Below are 14,517 nucleotides of genomic sequence, written 5' to 3' on the forward strand. Positions count from 1 at the left end.
TATTATTCTGTTACTTTTGTCAGTGTTCCCTGCTAAGAGCCTAAAAATCCTGATATTTCTCTGAGTTTGACGCAGCTAACATTTGGGTGAGCTGCGAATTCTCACTACGGTAAGGCATTGGTCCACAAAAACCAGGCGTTTTGCTGTGCACGTCAACAACAGTGACCACCGACAAGGTGCTCGCGGTGGCTTGACCACGCAGGAGGCTGCCAGGTTTTCAGTGGTAAGCAGAGCTCGACAAAAACTCTTGCCTGGCCGACTAACGCCAGGCCGTGTACAAGAAACACGTATTTTACAGTACGTCAGATGTCTATTTATTAGGAGTAACGGTGACAGAATCAACCTGGTTTGTCATCGCGATCATCATCTACATGTTCGGGATGCTCGCGATTGGCTACTGGAGCTATAAACAAACAGATCAATACGACGACTACGTCCTCGCCGGCCGTGGCCTACCACCGTTCGTGGCCGCCTTATCCGCTGGCGCATCGGACATGTCCGGATGGTTGCTCATGGGACTTCCGGGCGCTTTGTTCGCATCCGGCATGGTTGAGCTGTGGATCGCCATCGGCCTCACGATTGGTGCATGGGTCAACTGGAAGGTTGTCGCCCCACGACTGCGTGCTTATTCCGAGATCGCCGATGACTCGATTACGGTTCCTTCCTTCTTCGAAAACCGCCTAGCAGATAAATCCCGTGTCCTGCGTGTTCTGTCCGCAGCGGTTATCATCTTCTTCTTTACCTTCTACGTTTCGTCTGGCATGGTCGCCGGCGGCCGCTATTTCGAGTCAACATTTGATGGTGACTACCTGCTAGGCCTGCTGATCGTGGCTGCCATCACGGTTGCCTACACCTTTATTGGTGGATTCTTAGCGGTTTCCTACACCGACACCGTTCAGGGCATCATCATGTTCCTGTCCCTGATGATCGTTCCGGTCATGGCGTTCGTTTCTTTGGACAACGGCTCCGATATCTTTAGCTTCGCAGCAAACAACAACTACGCCACCGACGGCGTTGTTGAAGCAAACCCCGAATTCTTTAACTTGTTCAACGTTGGTTCTGCTGCAGCCGTGGCAGCCATCGTCGGTAACTTCGCTTGGGGCTTGGGTTACTTCGGCCAGCCACACATCATCGTGCGTTTCATGGCTCTGCGTAACTCCACCGACGCCCGCGCCGGCCGTTTCTGGGGTATCGGCTGGATGCTGCTCTGCGTCATTGGCGCAGTATTCGTAGCCTTGGTCGCTACTGTCTTCTTCACCCAGACCGGTAACTCCATCACCGATCAGGATTCCTTCGAGACCGTATTCTTGGACATGGCACGGGTAATGTTCCACCCATTGCCAGCAGGCTTGGTCCTGACTGCGGTTCTGGCAGCGATCATGTCCACCATGTCCTCTCAGCTACTAGCGGTGTCCTCCTCTCTCATCGAGGACCTCTACAAGATGTTCGCCAAGCGCAAGCCAAACGAGCAGGTCCTGATCAACCTGTCCCGCACTTGCGTTGTTGCCGTTGCCGTTCTTGCAGGAATTCTGGCAGTGAACCCAAGCGATTCCATCCTTGGCTTGGTTGGATTCGCCTGGGCAGGATTCGGTTCCGCATTCGGTCCAGTCGTGCTGTTCTCCCTGTACTGGAAGCGCCTAAACGCTCCTGGTGCTATCGCCGGTATGGCCACCGGTGCAATCGTCTCGGTTGTCTGGGGCGTATGGTTCTCCGACATCATCTACGAAATCGTGCCAGGTTTCGCCGCCTCGGTAATTGTGCTGGTACTGGTCACCTTGGCAACCAAGGAACCAGAGACAAAGGTCAAGAAGCAGTTCGATCAGGCTTCCAAATTGACTGACATTGCTACCGAGAACGAAGACGTAGATTTCGACGAGGCAGCACAAGAGGTTAAGAAGTAACTTCTTCTTTTCCACCTCCGATTATTCTCGTGGCACGAGATCCTACGGCTGCGGGAATATAAGACATCGATAGCCTTTGGGCGAGCAACATCTCGCCCAAAGGCTATTTTTATGGTCGTACGGAAACTGTTCGCAAATTAGGCGATATCGGTTGGCTTAGTGGAGCATGGAACTTTAGTGCAATCTTTGCCGTCCAATCGCTTATGACCGCTCAACTGATGCCGCTGACTCGCACGAAGACCGCAGAGCCGGAAAAACCATCGGCTAAATCTGACAGCTCACATTCGGTAGGCACGCTGATCTACCGTGCATTTTTGCTGCTTTTATCCATAGCAACCATAACTGCATTGGTGATGGGTGCATGGTCCAAACTAAACCCCACGACGTATGACAACGCCCTCATGCTCCCTGAGTGGCAGGAGTTAGAGAACCAATTAATAACGACACCACAAAGGCAAAAAATTCCAGGATACGAACGGGACCGCTTCGGCCGTGGTTGGGGCCAACAAGGAGCCTGCTCGACGCGAGAAGCCGTGCTTCTTGCATCGAATATGCAGCCACGTTCTGAAGAATATCGCCGTCACTCCAATGAACTACCACAGCCCACCAAACCAGAATCCTGCAAGATAAAGAATATCGAGATTTGGGATGAATATGCCGGTGGCTCAATTTCGATTGTAGATTCAGCGCGCCACGTAGATATTGACCATATTTTCCCGCTTTCCGCGGCTTGGGACTTAGGGGCACATTCCTGGGAACAGACCCGTCGCCAAGATTTTGCAAACGATTACCGGAACTTGGTTCCTACCGATGCAAGTGCAAACCGAGAAAAATCAGACTCCCTACCAAACGAGTGGATGCCATCTGACGTCTCAGCACATTGTTGGTACGCTCGCAGGGTTGCATATATCGCAGTGCTCTATGAGCTATCGATTCCCGAACCAGACGTTAAGCGAATGAATAAGGCGTGCCGACTCTTCGGTCTCTTCGCTGACTAACTATGCGCTGGTAGAGTGGCATGCGGAGTTTTTGCCCCCATTAATTTCCTTACCGAAAGGGATAGTCCATGACAAGTTTTTTGATTATTCTGCACATAGTCGCGGCGGTACTGTTTATCGGCCCGTTAATGGTTGCTACTTCTGCATTCCCTGCACAAATCCAAGAAGCCAAATCCGGTACCGCTACCGCAAAAGGTGCGGCTTCAGTCCTCTACCGGATCACCAAAGCCTACGGCTTCCTGTCCGCGCTTGTTCCGCTGTTGGGTCTCGTAGTTTTCCTTAGCGATATGGAAACCTACGGCACCCAAGGTAAATTCCACGCATCGATTTTATTGGCAATTATCGCTTGGGTTATCTTGCTCGTGGTCATTCTTCCACGCCAACGCACCGCCTTGGGAGTATTGGGGATGCTTCCAGAAAGCGAGGCTTCACCAGAAGAAGACAAGATCGCTAGCTGGTCTCAGGTGAAGAAACAACTATCTATGTACGCCGGAATCTTTAATCTCATCTGGATTGTGGTTATGGTTCTGATGTTCGTATAAGTCAAACAGATCCCAGAATTCCCGTAGCTTAGCCAACAAACAGCAACGCCCGGGCCAGGAATATTTTCCTGGCCCGGGCGTTAATTATCTACAGCATAGCTACTTAGAGCACCCTACTAGCTCAGGATAATAAGCTAGCAGGCTGGACGGGAGCTCGCTAATTACGGAATTTTCCGCCTTTGCGGCCGCCCTTGTTCTGCCGACCACCGCCGTCACCGCCTCTGAAACCACCACGCGATGGCGCTCCATGATCTTTCCGGATCTTAATCAATTCACCAGAGATCCGGGTATCAGACAAGCGGTCCAATACTGCGGGATCCAAATCGCGTGGCAGCTCAACAATCGTATGCTCGGCTCCGATGTTAATACGGCCGAAATCTTTGCTACTCAAACCGCCTTCATTTGCCAATGCTCCGACGATGGCACCTGGACGTACGTGTTGGCGTTTACCCACTGCCAAGCGGTAAGGCTGGAAGTTACCATCTCGGTTATTCCGGCCACCGCGATCACGACCGCCACGATCACGGCCACCACGTCCACCTCGGTCATCAAAGTCACGGCCACCTCGGTCATCAAAGTCACGGCCACCGCGTTTATCATTGAAACGGTCTTTGCGCTTATCAGCCGGCTGTTCTTTCAGCAGGAATTCTTTGTCGCCTTGCATCTTCACAGCCAGAGCTGCAGCGATATCGTCCATGGCAACGTCATTGTTCTTCGAGTACTCACGAATCATGGTACGGAAGAAATCTTTGTCCTTCGCTGCAAGCGCCTCAGTGATGCTCTGTGCGAAGTTTTTCTTTCGCACTTCATTTACTTCATCAACCGTCGGCAACTGCATCTCTTCGAGCGTCGCCTTGGTAACTTTCTCAATGGAACGTAGCATGCGACGCTCGCGTGGAGTTACAAACAAGATCGCTTCACCACTACGTCCGGCTCGAGCTGTACGGCCGATACGATGCACATAAGACTCGGTATCGCCAGGGATATCGAAGTTAATAACGTGCGAAATACGCTCTACGTCTAGGCCTCGTGCGGCAACATCAGTTGCAACCAGAATATCTAGACGACCAGACTTCAGCTGTTCAACGGTACGTTCGCGCTGGTTTTGTGCAATGTCACCATTGATTGCCGCTGCGCTATAACCCGCTGCACGCAGTTTTTCCGCAACTTCTTCTGTCTCATGCTTCGTGCGAGTAAACACGATCATGCCGTCATAATCGATGACTTCCAAGATACGGATGAACGCATCAAACTTAGCGCGGTGCTGCGTAAAGAGGTAGCGCTGAGTGATGTTTTCGTTAGTACGCGCCTGGGACTTAACAGTTACTTCTGCTGGGTCATTCAGGTACTGCTTAGATAAGCGGCGAATACCATTGGGCATTGTGGCGGAAAATAATGCAACCTGTTTTTCCTCAGGAGTATCGGCCAAAATGCGCTCAACATCTTCTTGGAACCCCATGTTGAGCATTTCATCTGCTTCATCGAGCACAAGGTACCGAAGCTTGGAAATATCCAGGCTGCCTTTTTCCAAGTGGTCGATGACACGGCCAGGCGTGCCGACGATAATTTGCGCACCACGCCGCAACCCGGCTAGCTGAATCCCGTAGGCTTGCCCACCATAGATCGGCAAGACCTCGATACCACCGAGGTGTTTGGCAAAAGACTCAAAGCTATCTGCAACTTGCAGTGCTAGCTCGCGAGTAGGTGCCAATACCAAAGCTTGCGGGAATTTCTCGGTGGAGTCCAGCTGAGCCAGAACAGGTAAAGCAAAAGCTGCAGTTTTTCCTGTACCAGTTTGAGCCAAGCCCACCACATCGCGACCCTGCATAAGGATCGGGATGGTTTGTTCTTGAATTGGAGATGGCTTTTCAAAACCTACGGCTTTTACCGCTTCTACCACATTGGTAGGCAGGTCGAGGTTGGAAAAACCCTGAGGACTATCGTTGGCCGTAGCTTGCGCTGCAGCGTCGGTGTGCTCAGAAGTTTCGCCACTCTTAGCAACGGCACCTGCGGTGTCCTTGGTGTTGCCTTGCGAATTTTCCTGAGATTCCGACCTAGTCGATGGAGACTGACTGAAGTTATCCGGCTCGTTGTCGCCGCCGGTGGCGTTATCGGTAATGCTCATTGCCTGATACACACTACGTCAGCAAACAGAAAAACACCATTTAGCGCCAATTTTCGCACACCCGAGTTCCCCACAGCACAAAGCCACCAACCTAACAGTGAGGTGGAACACATTATTTTTCTCTATACTTGTGGCATGACTTCTCATTCAGCTGTTTCCTCTACTCCACACCACTGGGATGGTCGACACGATGGCGATGGTCCAGAATTCCACCGTTGGCATTCAGTTATCGACACAATACGAAGCAACCCTGGAGCCGCAATTCTCGGCTTCGCATGTGATGAAGGAGCCCGGCGTAATGGATGCCGTCGTGGCGCCGCCGAAGGCCCGCATGTACTCCGCGAAGCTCTAGCTAACCTTCCAGTTCACAACGCACTACCCCGATACGACGCCGGCACCGTCACAGTCAACGGCACCGATATGGAAGGCGCCCAGAACGAGCATGCCAAACTGCAAAAATAGTCGCTACCGCGCAACAGGCATTTCCTGAAGGTTAGCGTCACGGCTAAGCAAGGTTTCACGTCCCGGGATCCAAGCAAAGAATGCCAACGCAGCTACTCCAGCACTGAGTAAGAATGCCCAAGTAAAGCCCCAATTATCAGCGGCAGCACCTATCGCGAGAGGACCGAAGATCATCCCAAGGTCCATGGACATTTGAAATGCTGCGAGGACTTTGCCTCCGGAGCGTTCATTGCCAATTACATCAGCCAGTGTTGCCTGCTGCGCAGGAACTGCAATCCCAGCTGCTGCACCACTCAGGGTTGAAAGAACAAGCAGAAGCCACAATGTGTCTGCTGTTCCATAAAGCCCGACACAAAGCGCACTAGCTGCGAACCCCACCACAATCATGGGCTTACGGCCGATCCGGTCAGCTAATCGACCCGAAAACTGCAATACTATGGCGTTACCAGCTGCATAGGCAGCTAACGCGTACCCGGCAGCAGCTGCACTATCGGTAAATACCGCAGCAGCAAACAATGGAATGACTGCGACGCGCACCCCCATATTGACCCAGCCATGCGCAAAATTCGACACCAGCACGCTACGAAATGCAGTATCCTGCATAGCTTCCCTATAAGTCATTTTCGCATTGTTCGTGGGCTGCTGCGTCGAAGCATTCATTCTCGGCATTAATACCCAGACCACCACCGCTGCGAAACACAAACCGATACCATAGATCAAAAACGGCCACCGAAAACCCAAAAAAGCAAGAGCTGAACCCACTAATGGCCCGAGGATGCTGCCTAACAAAAAACTCGTGGCATAGGTGGCAGAACATTTACCTCGAATTTCTGGCGGTGCGAGTTTCACGATCAGGCCCATTGCAGAAACGGTAAACATAGTGGAACCGATTCCTGCTAAAAAGCGCAGCAACAAAATTTGCCAATATTCTTGTGCGATAGATATGAGTCCGGTGTTGATCGCGACCAGCAGCAATCCCGTTATGTATACCCGCCGAACACCGAGTTTGTCAGCTAAGATTCCCGCACCTGTCGCAAAGATGAGACGCGATACGGAAAACACCGAAATAACAGCCCCTGCAGCGGCCATGCCAACATCAAAGCTCACGACGAATTGTGGCAATAAAGGCGCTATTAAACCGTACCCCAAAGCAACCAAGAAAAACGCTGCGACCAGGACCCAAATTTCTTTGGGGATCTGCGGCCGTTCTGACTGGCTTTCAGGCTCGTAAGCATCTTTATTGGGGTTCGCAATAGGCATAGTTCTTGCGAGCCTACTCCGCAAGAACTATCAGTGTGGTGTAACCAGCCAGAATCACACCTAACACATAACGAACAAAAATTCGAACTTTTTATATCTCGTGTGCTCCCAGTTCCCTATTATCCAGCGTATGACTACACAACACGCACTTACGCACATCTCGCACACCACCCGTGACGTTGTAACCGAGATTCAGACAACCGCGAGTGATCAGCTCTTCAAGCTGGACAGTGTGCTACATCATCCGCGTTCACTAGCACGACCAATGGCAAACTGGCGTCCGCCACATCTGACCCTTGCAGTCGGTAAACATCGCCAGCTGAAAGCAACTCTTTCACGTTACCGAGTTGGCCCGCTAGCGCAATCAAGAATTCGCGGATACGGCGAACAGCGCACCCCAGCCTATGCCGTCAGCGTACGGCTCACAGACCCGGCCGGAACACCTCCGCCCATGGTTGTGGCCGAGGCCTGGATTCGGGCTATCGTGCCCCAGGACATGATCAATGCAGTGCACCTCATCGACAGGAAAGATGACACCGCGGCAATCTACGTTTGGCTCGTTGATGCAAATTATGTGCCGATACACTCACCGGCTTCAATGTTTGCAGGTTTTTCTAAAGCAGCATAGAAATCCTTTTGAGATCTATGCTGTGTTCCTAACCAGGGAGCTAAGGGCACAACACAAATTTTTATTGTGACTCAATGCCGTCATCACACGGTTTTAGCTGGAGTTCCCAGTCGTCGGCCTGCTCAACGCATAAGGACAAGACCTCAAACAGCCGGTCAAAGTCAGTGAAAGTTCCCAACTCCAGAATTTCAGGCTCTCCCCCATACTCCAAATCCCCTACTCCGGAAAAATCACTGTCAGTGTCCTGGTCATCTTGATCAACAGGCTCGCCTAAGGGCGATATCAATTCCGCATTCGCATCGGGGGTATAAGCCAGGAAAGACAAGCTGGCGGTTGGTACTCCGTCAGACAATTCCACTGACACGCGCAAATGAGAATTTTCTGCAACGTCCGCGAGCACCACCGCAGGATCATGATGGTGATGCTCAAATTCTAAGTCCGCGATCCGTTCGTCCCGTCCCTCCAGCAAATCGCGGAGGACTGTGACCACTTGGTCTGTAGCAATATGCTCGGCGACAGTAGCCACGGCATCTTCCACAGAAAATGCTACTGACACCAGCGCAGCTTCGAAATATTCATCGTCTTCGTCAACATCAGCCGCCGCAATATAGACATTTGCGGCTGGCAATACCGCATCAATTTCCACAAACTGAATCTCTATATCCGAGGTTATTGGCACAAACAGCACATCGCCATTTACGCGTGATTCCACCCCTTCGGCATCGAGGGCAGCAGCTATATCTTCAAAGAAGCTCATAAGCGCTAATCTACTACGGTAAAGCTAATCATCGACGCGGAATCCTAAATCTCTCAATAATTCTGGACGCCCAGCGCCCCATTCCAGCACGTTATATCCCTTCCAAGCTCGACGCTTGTCAGCTTTAGGGTCGTATTCCACACGAGACTGCGCATCGAAAACCATAGTTGGACGTGAGTGGTGCTGATCAGTCGGCGGTTTATATTGCGGCCAGTCAGAACCCGGTTGACCACTAGAAATAAAACTCGCCCAATGACGCTGCATTTCTGCGGTCAGCCGCTGCATGGCTTCGTCATCACGTCCAACTTTGGAGAGTAAACGAGTTTTCGAAGCTTCCGGGGTGCCAAAAACATTTGATAACTCAGCAGAATGGGCAGCGCCAATTCCGAGCTTCCGCATTAGTTGCGGGGCAAAATCAAAACGATACATCCAGGTTGGGGCTACTTCATTGTGATGGCTAGCGATCCGCACAGTCGGTGCCCAAAACAAAGCATCCGTTACTAAGTCTGCAAATTCCGCACGGCTGCGCGCGCCACCATAAGCTTTCAAAACGGTATCCGTATGTTCTGGATCATAGGGATAGAGCAAGCGTCGCCCCGCTTTAGCACGCCGAGCCGTTCGCTGGAAAAAATAGCGGGTAATCCCTGCTTCATCCAGGTTTGTTCCCAACATCAAAGGAACACGTGCCTGCCTGCCATGCTGAAATGCCACCATCGGGTGTTCCGGCAGAGACTCCGACTCCACCGTCGGCCCGAACGTCGAGTTCAGGAATTGTAACTCCCCTGCTCGCCACATCATAGACATGCCAGCACGCACTAATTCATCCGCACTAAAAGTACGCAGATCTTCTACTGTACTGTCGTGCGACAATCCCAAACGGGTCAGCAGTTGCCGCGCCCATAATTGTGACTGTGCTTTAGAATGAATCAATCCGATAGGCGGTGATTGCGCAATTGCGCGATGGAAAAGGCCGTGCGCCGGCGGTGAGCACAACAGTGCCAACACGGCAGCTCCCCCCGCTGACTCCCCCATGATCGTCACCGAATCCGGATCGCCACCAAATTGCGCGATATTTTCACGAACCCATTCCAAGGCCAAAACTTGGTCCCACAAAGCAGGATTAGCGACGCAATCTCCACCCAGACTGCGTAGATCGAGGTAGCCAAGCACGCCAAGCCGGAAATTCAGAGATACATAAACAACATTCATTACGCGGGCTAAGCGATAACCTCGCAGCATGTTTTGATGGCTTGCACCCATCAGAAAAGAACCACCGTGAAAATAGACCACAACCGGCAATCTTTCCACGGAATGTGGACGCACAATGTCCAAATGGAGGCAATCCTCATCCCCTATGAGCCGTTCACTGAGTCCATAGTTCGGTTGCGGGGCCGGTGATTGGTAGCGTGTGCAATCTAAAATTCCTTGCCATGGCCGTGGTGGTTTCGGCCGACGAAACCGCCCTGCACCACCCGTAGGCGCACCAAACGGGACCCCTTTCCAGACTGCAATAGTGCCGTCCTGAGCGAATTCACCTTGAATTTCTCCACTACTGATGCGTACCCGCGGATAATCCGACGTCAGGTGTGACGATTCATCCATAATGCCCCAGGCTAGTTACCCCAGCAAGGATTAGCACGTACCGTCGCAAGCAGTGAAATACACGCGTTGGCATATGAGGTGCCATTACACAACGCATAAGCGCGTAGAATGAATGCAAACTGTCTATTAAGCTTGAAAAGAGCGTAAGTCAGACAGCAAATGCGCAGATTAAACGAATGCACGCAAATTAACGGAAAGAGGCGAGCACCTGCCGTGAGCACTAACAATCCCTTCGGCTTGAGCACCTGGCTAGCAGACGAGTTGTACCAGGAGTACAAGAAAGATCCACAGTCGGTGGATAAAGAATGGCGCGAGTTATTTGATAAGCACGGCGCCCCATCCAGCATTGCCGAGTCATCGGAAGCCAATTCCGAGGAAACCGCCGGCACCACCAAAGCCCAAAAAGCTCAAGGTGGAAAAGAGGCTGCTAGTGTGGCACCACCGACACAGAAATCGTTGTCGCATAAGCGGGAACAACGTGAGTCTGTAGTAGAAGAATCTGCACGTAAGGCTAAGAACAAGGCAGGCGTTGATAAGCGCGACGTCGCTCCAAAAGCGCCGAAGAAGGCACCTTCACCGTTAGACGAACTACCGGACTACGAGGGCGGCGAATCCAAGGCTCTCAAAGGCATGTTTAAAGCCATTGCCAAGAACATGGATGAATCTCTAGAGATTCCAACCGCTACTTCCGTGCGTGATATTCCAGTCAAGCTTATGTGGGAAAACCGCTCCCTAATTAACGAGCACTTGAAGCGCACCCGTGGTGGCAAGATCTCGTTCACTCACATCATCGGTTATGCCCTGGTCAAGGCGACCCAGAAGCACCCTGACATGAATGTGCGTTATGAACTTGTTGATGGCAAAAAACCCACCGTGGTTTACCCAGAAGACATCAACTTGGGCTTGGCCATTGACTTGCCCCAAAAGGATGGTTCCCGCGCGCTAGTAGTTGCCGCACTGAAAAAGGCGCAGGAGAAGAACTTCGCCGAGTTCATCGAAGCCTACGACGACATCGTAGCGCGGTCCCGCAAAAATAAACTGACCGCAGCCGACTTCCAAGGTGCAACGATTAACCTAACCAACCCAGGTGGCATCGGCACCCGACACTCCATTGCGCGTTTGACCAAGGGGCTTGGAACCATCATCGGTGTTGGATCCATGGACTACCCTGCCGAGTTTGCTGGTGCCTCTTCCGACCGTCTGGCAGAACTTGGAGTCGGCCGTTTGGTCACTCTGACCTCTACTTATGATCACCGCGTCATCCAAGGCGCAGAATCCGGCGAATTCCTGCGCACCATGTCACAGTTACTTGTCGACGACGTCTTCTGGGATGAGCTGTTTTCCGACCTGCAAATTCCTTATGAGCCAATGCGCTGGGCCCAAGATATCCCGAACACAGGAATCGATAAGTCCACCCGCGTCATGAACCTCATCGAGGCATACCGTTCGCGTGGTCATCTGATTGCTGATACCAACCCGCTGCGTTGGAAGCAACCGGGCTTGCCTTCCCCAGACCACCGTGACTTGGATATCCGCACCCATGGCCTGACGCTCTGGGATCTGGACCGCACCTTCCATGTCGGTGGATTCGGCGGTAAAGAATCCATGACTTTACGTGAGGTTCTCTCACGCCTACGTGCCGCCTATACGCTCAAGGTCGGCTCTGAGTTCACCCACATCATGGACCGTGATGAGCGTGAATGGCTGCGCGATGCCCTTGAAGCCGGAATGCCAAAGCCAACCAATGCCGAACAGAAATACATTCTGCAAAAGGTGAACGCTGCTGAAGCATTTGAGAACTTCCTGCAGACAAAGTACGTCGGCCAGAAGCGTTTCTCCCTGGAGGGCGCAGAAGCTCTGATCCCTCTGATGGACTCGGTCATCGACACCGCCGCGGGCCAAGACCTCGACGAGGTGGTCATCGGCATGCCACACCGTGGTCGTTTGAACGTGCTGTTCAACATCGTCGGCAAGCCACTGGCAGAGGTCTTTAACGAGTTCGACGGTAACTACAAGGGCGGCCAAGCTGGCGGTTCCGGTGACGTGAAGTATCACCTCGGCGCTGAAGGCGAGCATCTCCAGATGTTCGGTGATGGTGAAATCAAGGTCACCTTGACTGCGAACCCTTCACACTTGGAAGCTGTCAACCCGGTGGTAGTTGGTATTTCCCGGGCAAAACAAGACATCCTGGACCGCATCGAAGGCAGCCATGACAAGCGAGTCGTGCCTCTGTTGCTGCACGGAGACGCATCCTTCGCTGGATTAGGCATTGTGCAAGAAACCATCAACTTGATGGGACTAGATGCTTATAACGTAGGTGGTTCCATCCACGTAGTCGTCAACAACCAGGTTGGTTTCACGACTACTCCAGACTCTGGTCGCTCCACTCTGTACTCCACAGATCTCGCGAAGGGCTTCGATTGCCCAGTTTTCCACGTCAACGGTGATGACCCGGAGGCTGTTGTTTGGGTTGGTCAGTTGGCCACGGAATATCGTCGACGCTTCGGCAAAGATGTCTTTATTGACCTAATTTGTTACCGCTTGCGCGGACACAATGAGGCAGACGACCCATCAATGACCCAGCCACTGATGTACGAGCGCATCGGAAACCGCGATTCGGTTCGCCAGAAATACACTGATGAGCTCATCGGTCGTGGTGACCTCTCTGAGGAAGACGCTGAGGCGGCCGCTCGAGACTTCCGCGACCAGATGGAATCCGTGTTTAACGAGGTTAAAGAAGCCGAAAAAAATGGGCCGCAAGAACAAACTGGTATTGCCGCTTCTCAGGAGCTGACTCGCGGTCTGGATACCTCAATTTCGGCAGATACGTTACGTGAGCTGGGTGAAGCTTATCTGAATCTGCCAGAAGGCTTCGAGCTACACGACCGCGTCGCACCAATCGCGGAAAAACGTGCCAAGTCAGCCGTCGAAGGCGGTATTGACTGGGGCTGGGGCGAGCTCATTGCTCTGGGTTCTCTGGCGAGTGAAGGCAAGCAGGTTCGTTTGGTTGGTGAAGATTCCAAACGCGGTACATTCACTCAGCGCCACGCAGTGACTTTCAACCCGAACACCGCTGAGCAGTACAACCCGCTACACGCACTGGCTCAAGAAACCGGCAATGGCGGCAGCTTCGAAACCTACAACTCGGCGTTAACCGAGTTCGCTGGACTGGGCGTTGAATATGGTTATTCTGTCGGTAACTTGGATGCTGTTGTTGCTTGGGAAGCGCAGTTCGGCGACTTCGTCAACGGTGCGCAAACCATCATCGACGAGTACGTCTGCTCTGGTGAGGCTAAATGGGGCCAGTTGTCCAAGGTCATCCTTCTCTTGCCACACGGTTACGAAGGACAAGGCCCCGACCACTCCTCTGCGCGCATTGAGCGTTTCCTGCAACTAGCTGCAGAAGGCTCCATGACCATCGCCCAGCCATCGACGCCAGCAAACCACTTCCACTTGTTGCGTCGTCACGCACTGGGCACAATGTCTCGTCCGCTCGTGGTCTTCACGCCGAAATCTATGTTGCGTGCAAAGGCTGCAACCTCTGAGGTAGCAGAATTTACCGAGGTAACCTCTTTCCGTTCTGTTATCAACGACCCTCGTTTGGTCGATGCCGATAACAACGTCATCGGTGACGCAGACAAGGTGAAAACTGTAATGCTGTGTTCCGGTAAGGTCTACTACGAATTGGAAAAGCGTCGCCAAAAGGATGAGCGTGAAGACATCGCGATTGTCCGTATCGAGATGCTGCACCCAATCCCGTTCAACCGCCTGTCGGAAGCATTCGACAGCTTCCCGAACTTAGAAGAGATTCGCTTTGTTCAGGATGAGCCAGCTAACCAGGGCCCCTGGCCGTTCTACAACGAGCATTTGCACGAGCTGATTCCAGATATGCCTCGTATGCGTCGTATCTCTCGCCGTGCACAGTCTTCGACGGCTACCGGTATTGCTAAGGTGCACCAGCTGGAGCAGAAGCAGCTCATCGACGAAGCATTCGCTGACTAAAACCTGGTTCCAGTACGCGCATTCGCTTAACCCGCTTGCGGTGAGCCAAGGCATCTGTTGTCTTGCATCACCGTAAGCCCCAAAAAGCCATGCAACTGGTCTTTGTAGCGCCCTCAAACGGACACCGCTACATTTCGACGGTGCTGGCTGCAGACTTCCTATCTCTGCAGCCAGCACCGTCGCACCATTGCATGGCTTTTCTGCTGCGCAAACTTAAGTTCGAAGCCTTCGGGAACAACC

Annotated in this window: 10 protein-coding genes; 6 read left to right on the plus strand and 4 right to left on the minus strand. The window is 52.4% G+C overall.

The window, feature by feature from the left end:
- The first annotated feature begins 329 nt into the window (after window positions 1-329).
- From putP to HMPREF1292_RS09310, 3 genes are all read left to right on the plus strand, one after another.
- Window positions 330-1,901 (plus strand): sodium/proline symporter PutP, encoded by a 1,572-nt coding sequence (putP, locus tag HMPREF1292_RS09300; RefSeq protein WP_021353066.1) that lies wholly within the window; start codon window positions 330-332, stop codon window positions 1,899-1,901.
- A gap of 203 nt (window positions 1,902-2,104) precedes the next feature.
- Window positions 2,105-2,899 carry a DUF1524 domain-containing protein gene (locus tag HMPREF1292_RS09305; RefSeq protein WP_023019663.1) on the plus strand — a complete coding sequence of 265 codons (795 nt, stop codon included), beginning with the start codon at window positions 2,105-2,107 and terminating at the stop codon, window positions 2,897-2,899.
- Between the two features lie 68 nt (window positions 2,900-2,967).
- On the plus strand, window positions 2,968-3,441 hold the full coding sequence (locus HMPREF1292_RS09310) for a hypothetical protein (RefSeq protein ID WP_023019664.1): 474 nt from the start codon (window positions 2,968-2,970) through the stop codon (window positions 3,439-3,441).
- 157 nt (window positions 3,442-3,598) lie between these two features.
- Here HMPREF1292_RS09310 and HMPREF1292_RS09315 read toward each other — a convergent pair whose 3' ends face one another.
- The gene (locus tag HMPREF1292_RS09315; protein WP_023019665.1) at window positions 3,599-5,566 is read right to left on the minus strand and encodes a DEAD/DEAH box helicase; all 1,968 of its coding nucleotides are present in this window, start codon (window positions 5,564-5,566) and stop codon (window positions 3,599-3,601) included.
- A gap of 135 nt (window positions 5,567-5,701) precedes the next feature.
- Between HMPREF1292_RS09315 and HMPREF1292_RS10925 the strand changes: the two genes are divergently transcribed.
- Entirely contained in the window at window positions 5,702-6,028 is a 327-nt protein-coding gene (locus tag HMPREF1292_RS10925; protein ID WP_193857581.1) for an arginase family protein, read from the plus strand.
- A gap of 3 nt (window positions 6,029-6,031) precedes the next feature.
- Here HMPREF1292_RS10925 and HMPREF1292_RS09320 read toward each other — a convergent pair whose 3' ends face one another.
- Window positions 6,032-7,288 carry an MFS transporter gene (locus HMPREF1292_RS09320; protein WP_023019667.1) on the minus strand — a complete coding sequence of 419 codons (1,257 nt, stop codon included), beginning with the start codon at window positions 7,286-7,288 and terminating at the stop codon, window positions 6,032-6,034.
- A 130-nt stretch (window positions 7,289-7,418) separates the two neighbouring features.
- Between HMPREF1292_RS09320 and HMPREF1292_RS09325 the strand changes: the two genes are divergently transcribed.
- Complete coding sequence (locus HMPREF1292_RS09325) at window positions 7,419-7,916, plus strand: hypothetical protein (protein WP_081820563.1); 498 nt, start codon at window positions 7,419-7,421, stop codon at window positions 7,914-7,916.
- 61 nt (window positions 7,917-7,977) lie between these two features.
- Here HMPREF1292_RS09325 and HMPREF1292_RS09330 read toward each other — a convergent pair whose 3' ends face one another.
- Window positions 7,978-8,673, minus strand: coding sequence for a hypothetical protein (locus HMPREF1292_RS09330; RefSeq protein ID WP_023019669.1), 696 nt, complete (start codon window positions 8,671-8,673; stop codon window positions 7,978-7,980).
- A 24-nt stretch (window positions 8,674-8,697) separates the two neighbouring features.
- Window positions 8,698-10,275: a carboxylesterase/lipase family protein gene (locus HMPREF1292_RS09335; RefSeq protein WP_021353057.1), complete on the minus strand. Its 1,578-nt coding sequence runs from the start codon at window positions 10,273-10,275 to the stop codon at window positions 8,698-8,700.
- Between the two features lie 213 nt (window positions 10,276-10,488).
- Here HMPREF1292_RS09335 and HMPREF1292_RS09340 point away from each other — a divergent pair, with 213 nt between their 5' ends.
- Complete coding sequence (locus HMPREF1292_RS09340; RefSeq protein WP_023019670.1) at window positions 10,489-14,277, plus strand: multifunctional oxoglutarate decarboxylase/oxoglutarate dehydrogenase thiamine pyrophosphate-binding subunit/dihydrolipoyllysine-residue succinyltransferase subunit; 3,789 nt, start codon at window positions 10,489-10,491, stop codon at window positions 14,275-14,277.
- The last annotated feature ends 240 nt before the right edge of the window (window positions 14,278-14,517 follow it).

The sequence above is a fragment of the Corynebacterium sp. KPL1995 genome, from assembly GCF_000477935.1.
In the GTDB taxonomy this organism is placed as follows: Bacteria; Actinomycetota; Actinomycetes; order Mycobacteriales; family Mycobacteriaceae; genus Corynebacterium; species Corynebacterium pseudodiphtheriticum.

What these genes read in the sequence shown, in the direction of transcription:
- HMPREF1292_RS09305 (WP_023019663.1), top strand. Translation starts at nt 2,105, where the DNA reads ATGACCGCTCAACTGATGCCGCTGACTCGCACGAAGACCGCAGAGCCG.
- HMPREF1292_RS09310 (WP_023019664.1), top strand. Translation starts at nt 2,968, where the DNA reads ATGACAAGTTTTTTGATTATTCTGCACATAGTCGCGGCGGTACTGTTT.
- HMPREF1292_RS09315 (WP_023019665.1), bottom strand. Translation starts at nt 5,566, where the DNA reads ATGAGCATTACCGATAACGCCACCGGCGGCGACAACGAGCCGGATAAC.
- HMPREF1292_RS10925 (WP_193857581.1), top strand. Translation starts at nt 5,702, where the DNA reads ATGACTTCTCATTCAGCTGTTTCCTCTACTCCACACCACTGGGATGGT.
- HMPREF1292_RS09320 (WP_023019667.1), bottom strand. Translation starts at nt 7,288, where the DNA reads ATGCCTATTGCGAACCCCAATAAAGATGCTTACGAGCCTGAAAGCCAG.
- HMPREF1292_RS09325 (WP_081820563.1), top strand. Translation starts at nt 7,419, where the DNA reads ATGACTACACAACACGCACTTACGCACATCTCGCACACCACCCGTGAC.
- HMPREF1292_RS09330 (WP_023019669.1), bottom strand. Translation starts at nt 8,673, where the DNA reads ATGAGCTTCTTTGAAGATATAGCTGCTGCCCTCGATGCCGAAGGGGTG.
- HMPREF1292_RS09335 (WP_021353057.1), bottom strand. Translation starts at nt 10,275, where the DNA reads ATGGATGAATCGTCACACCTGACGTCGGATTATCCGCGGGTACGCATC.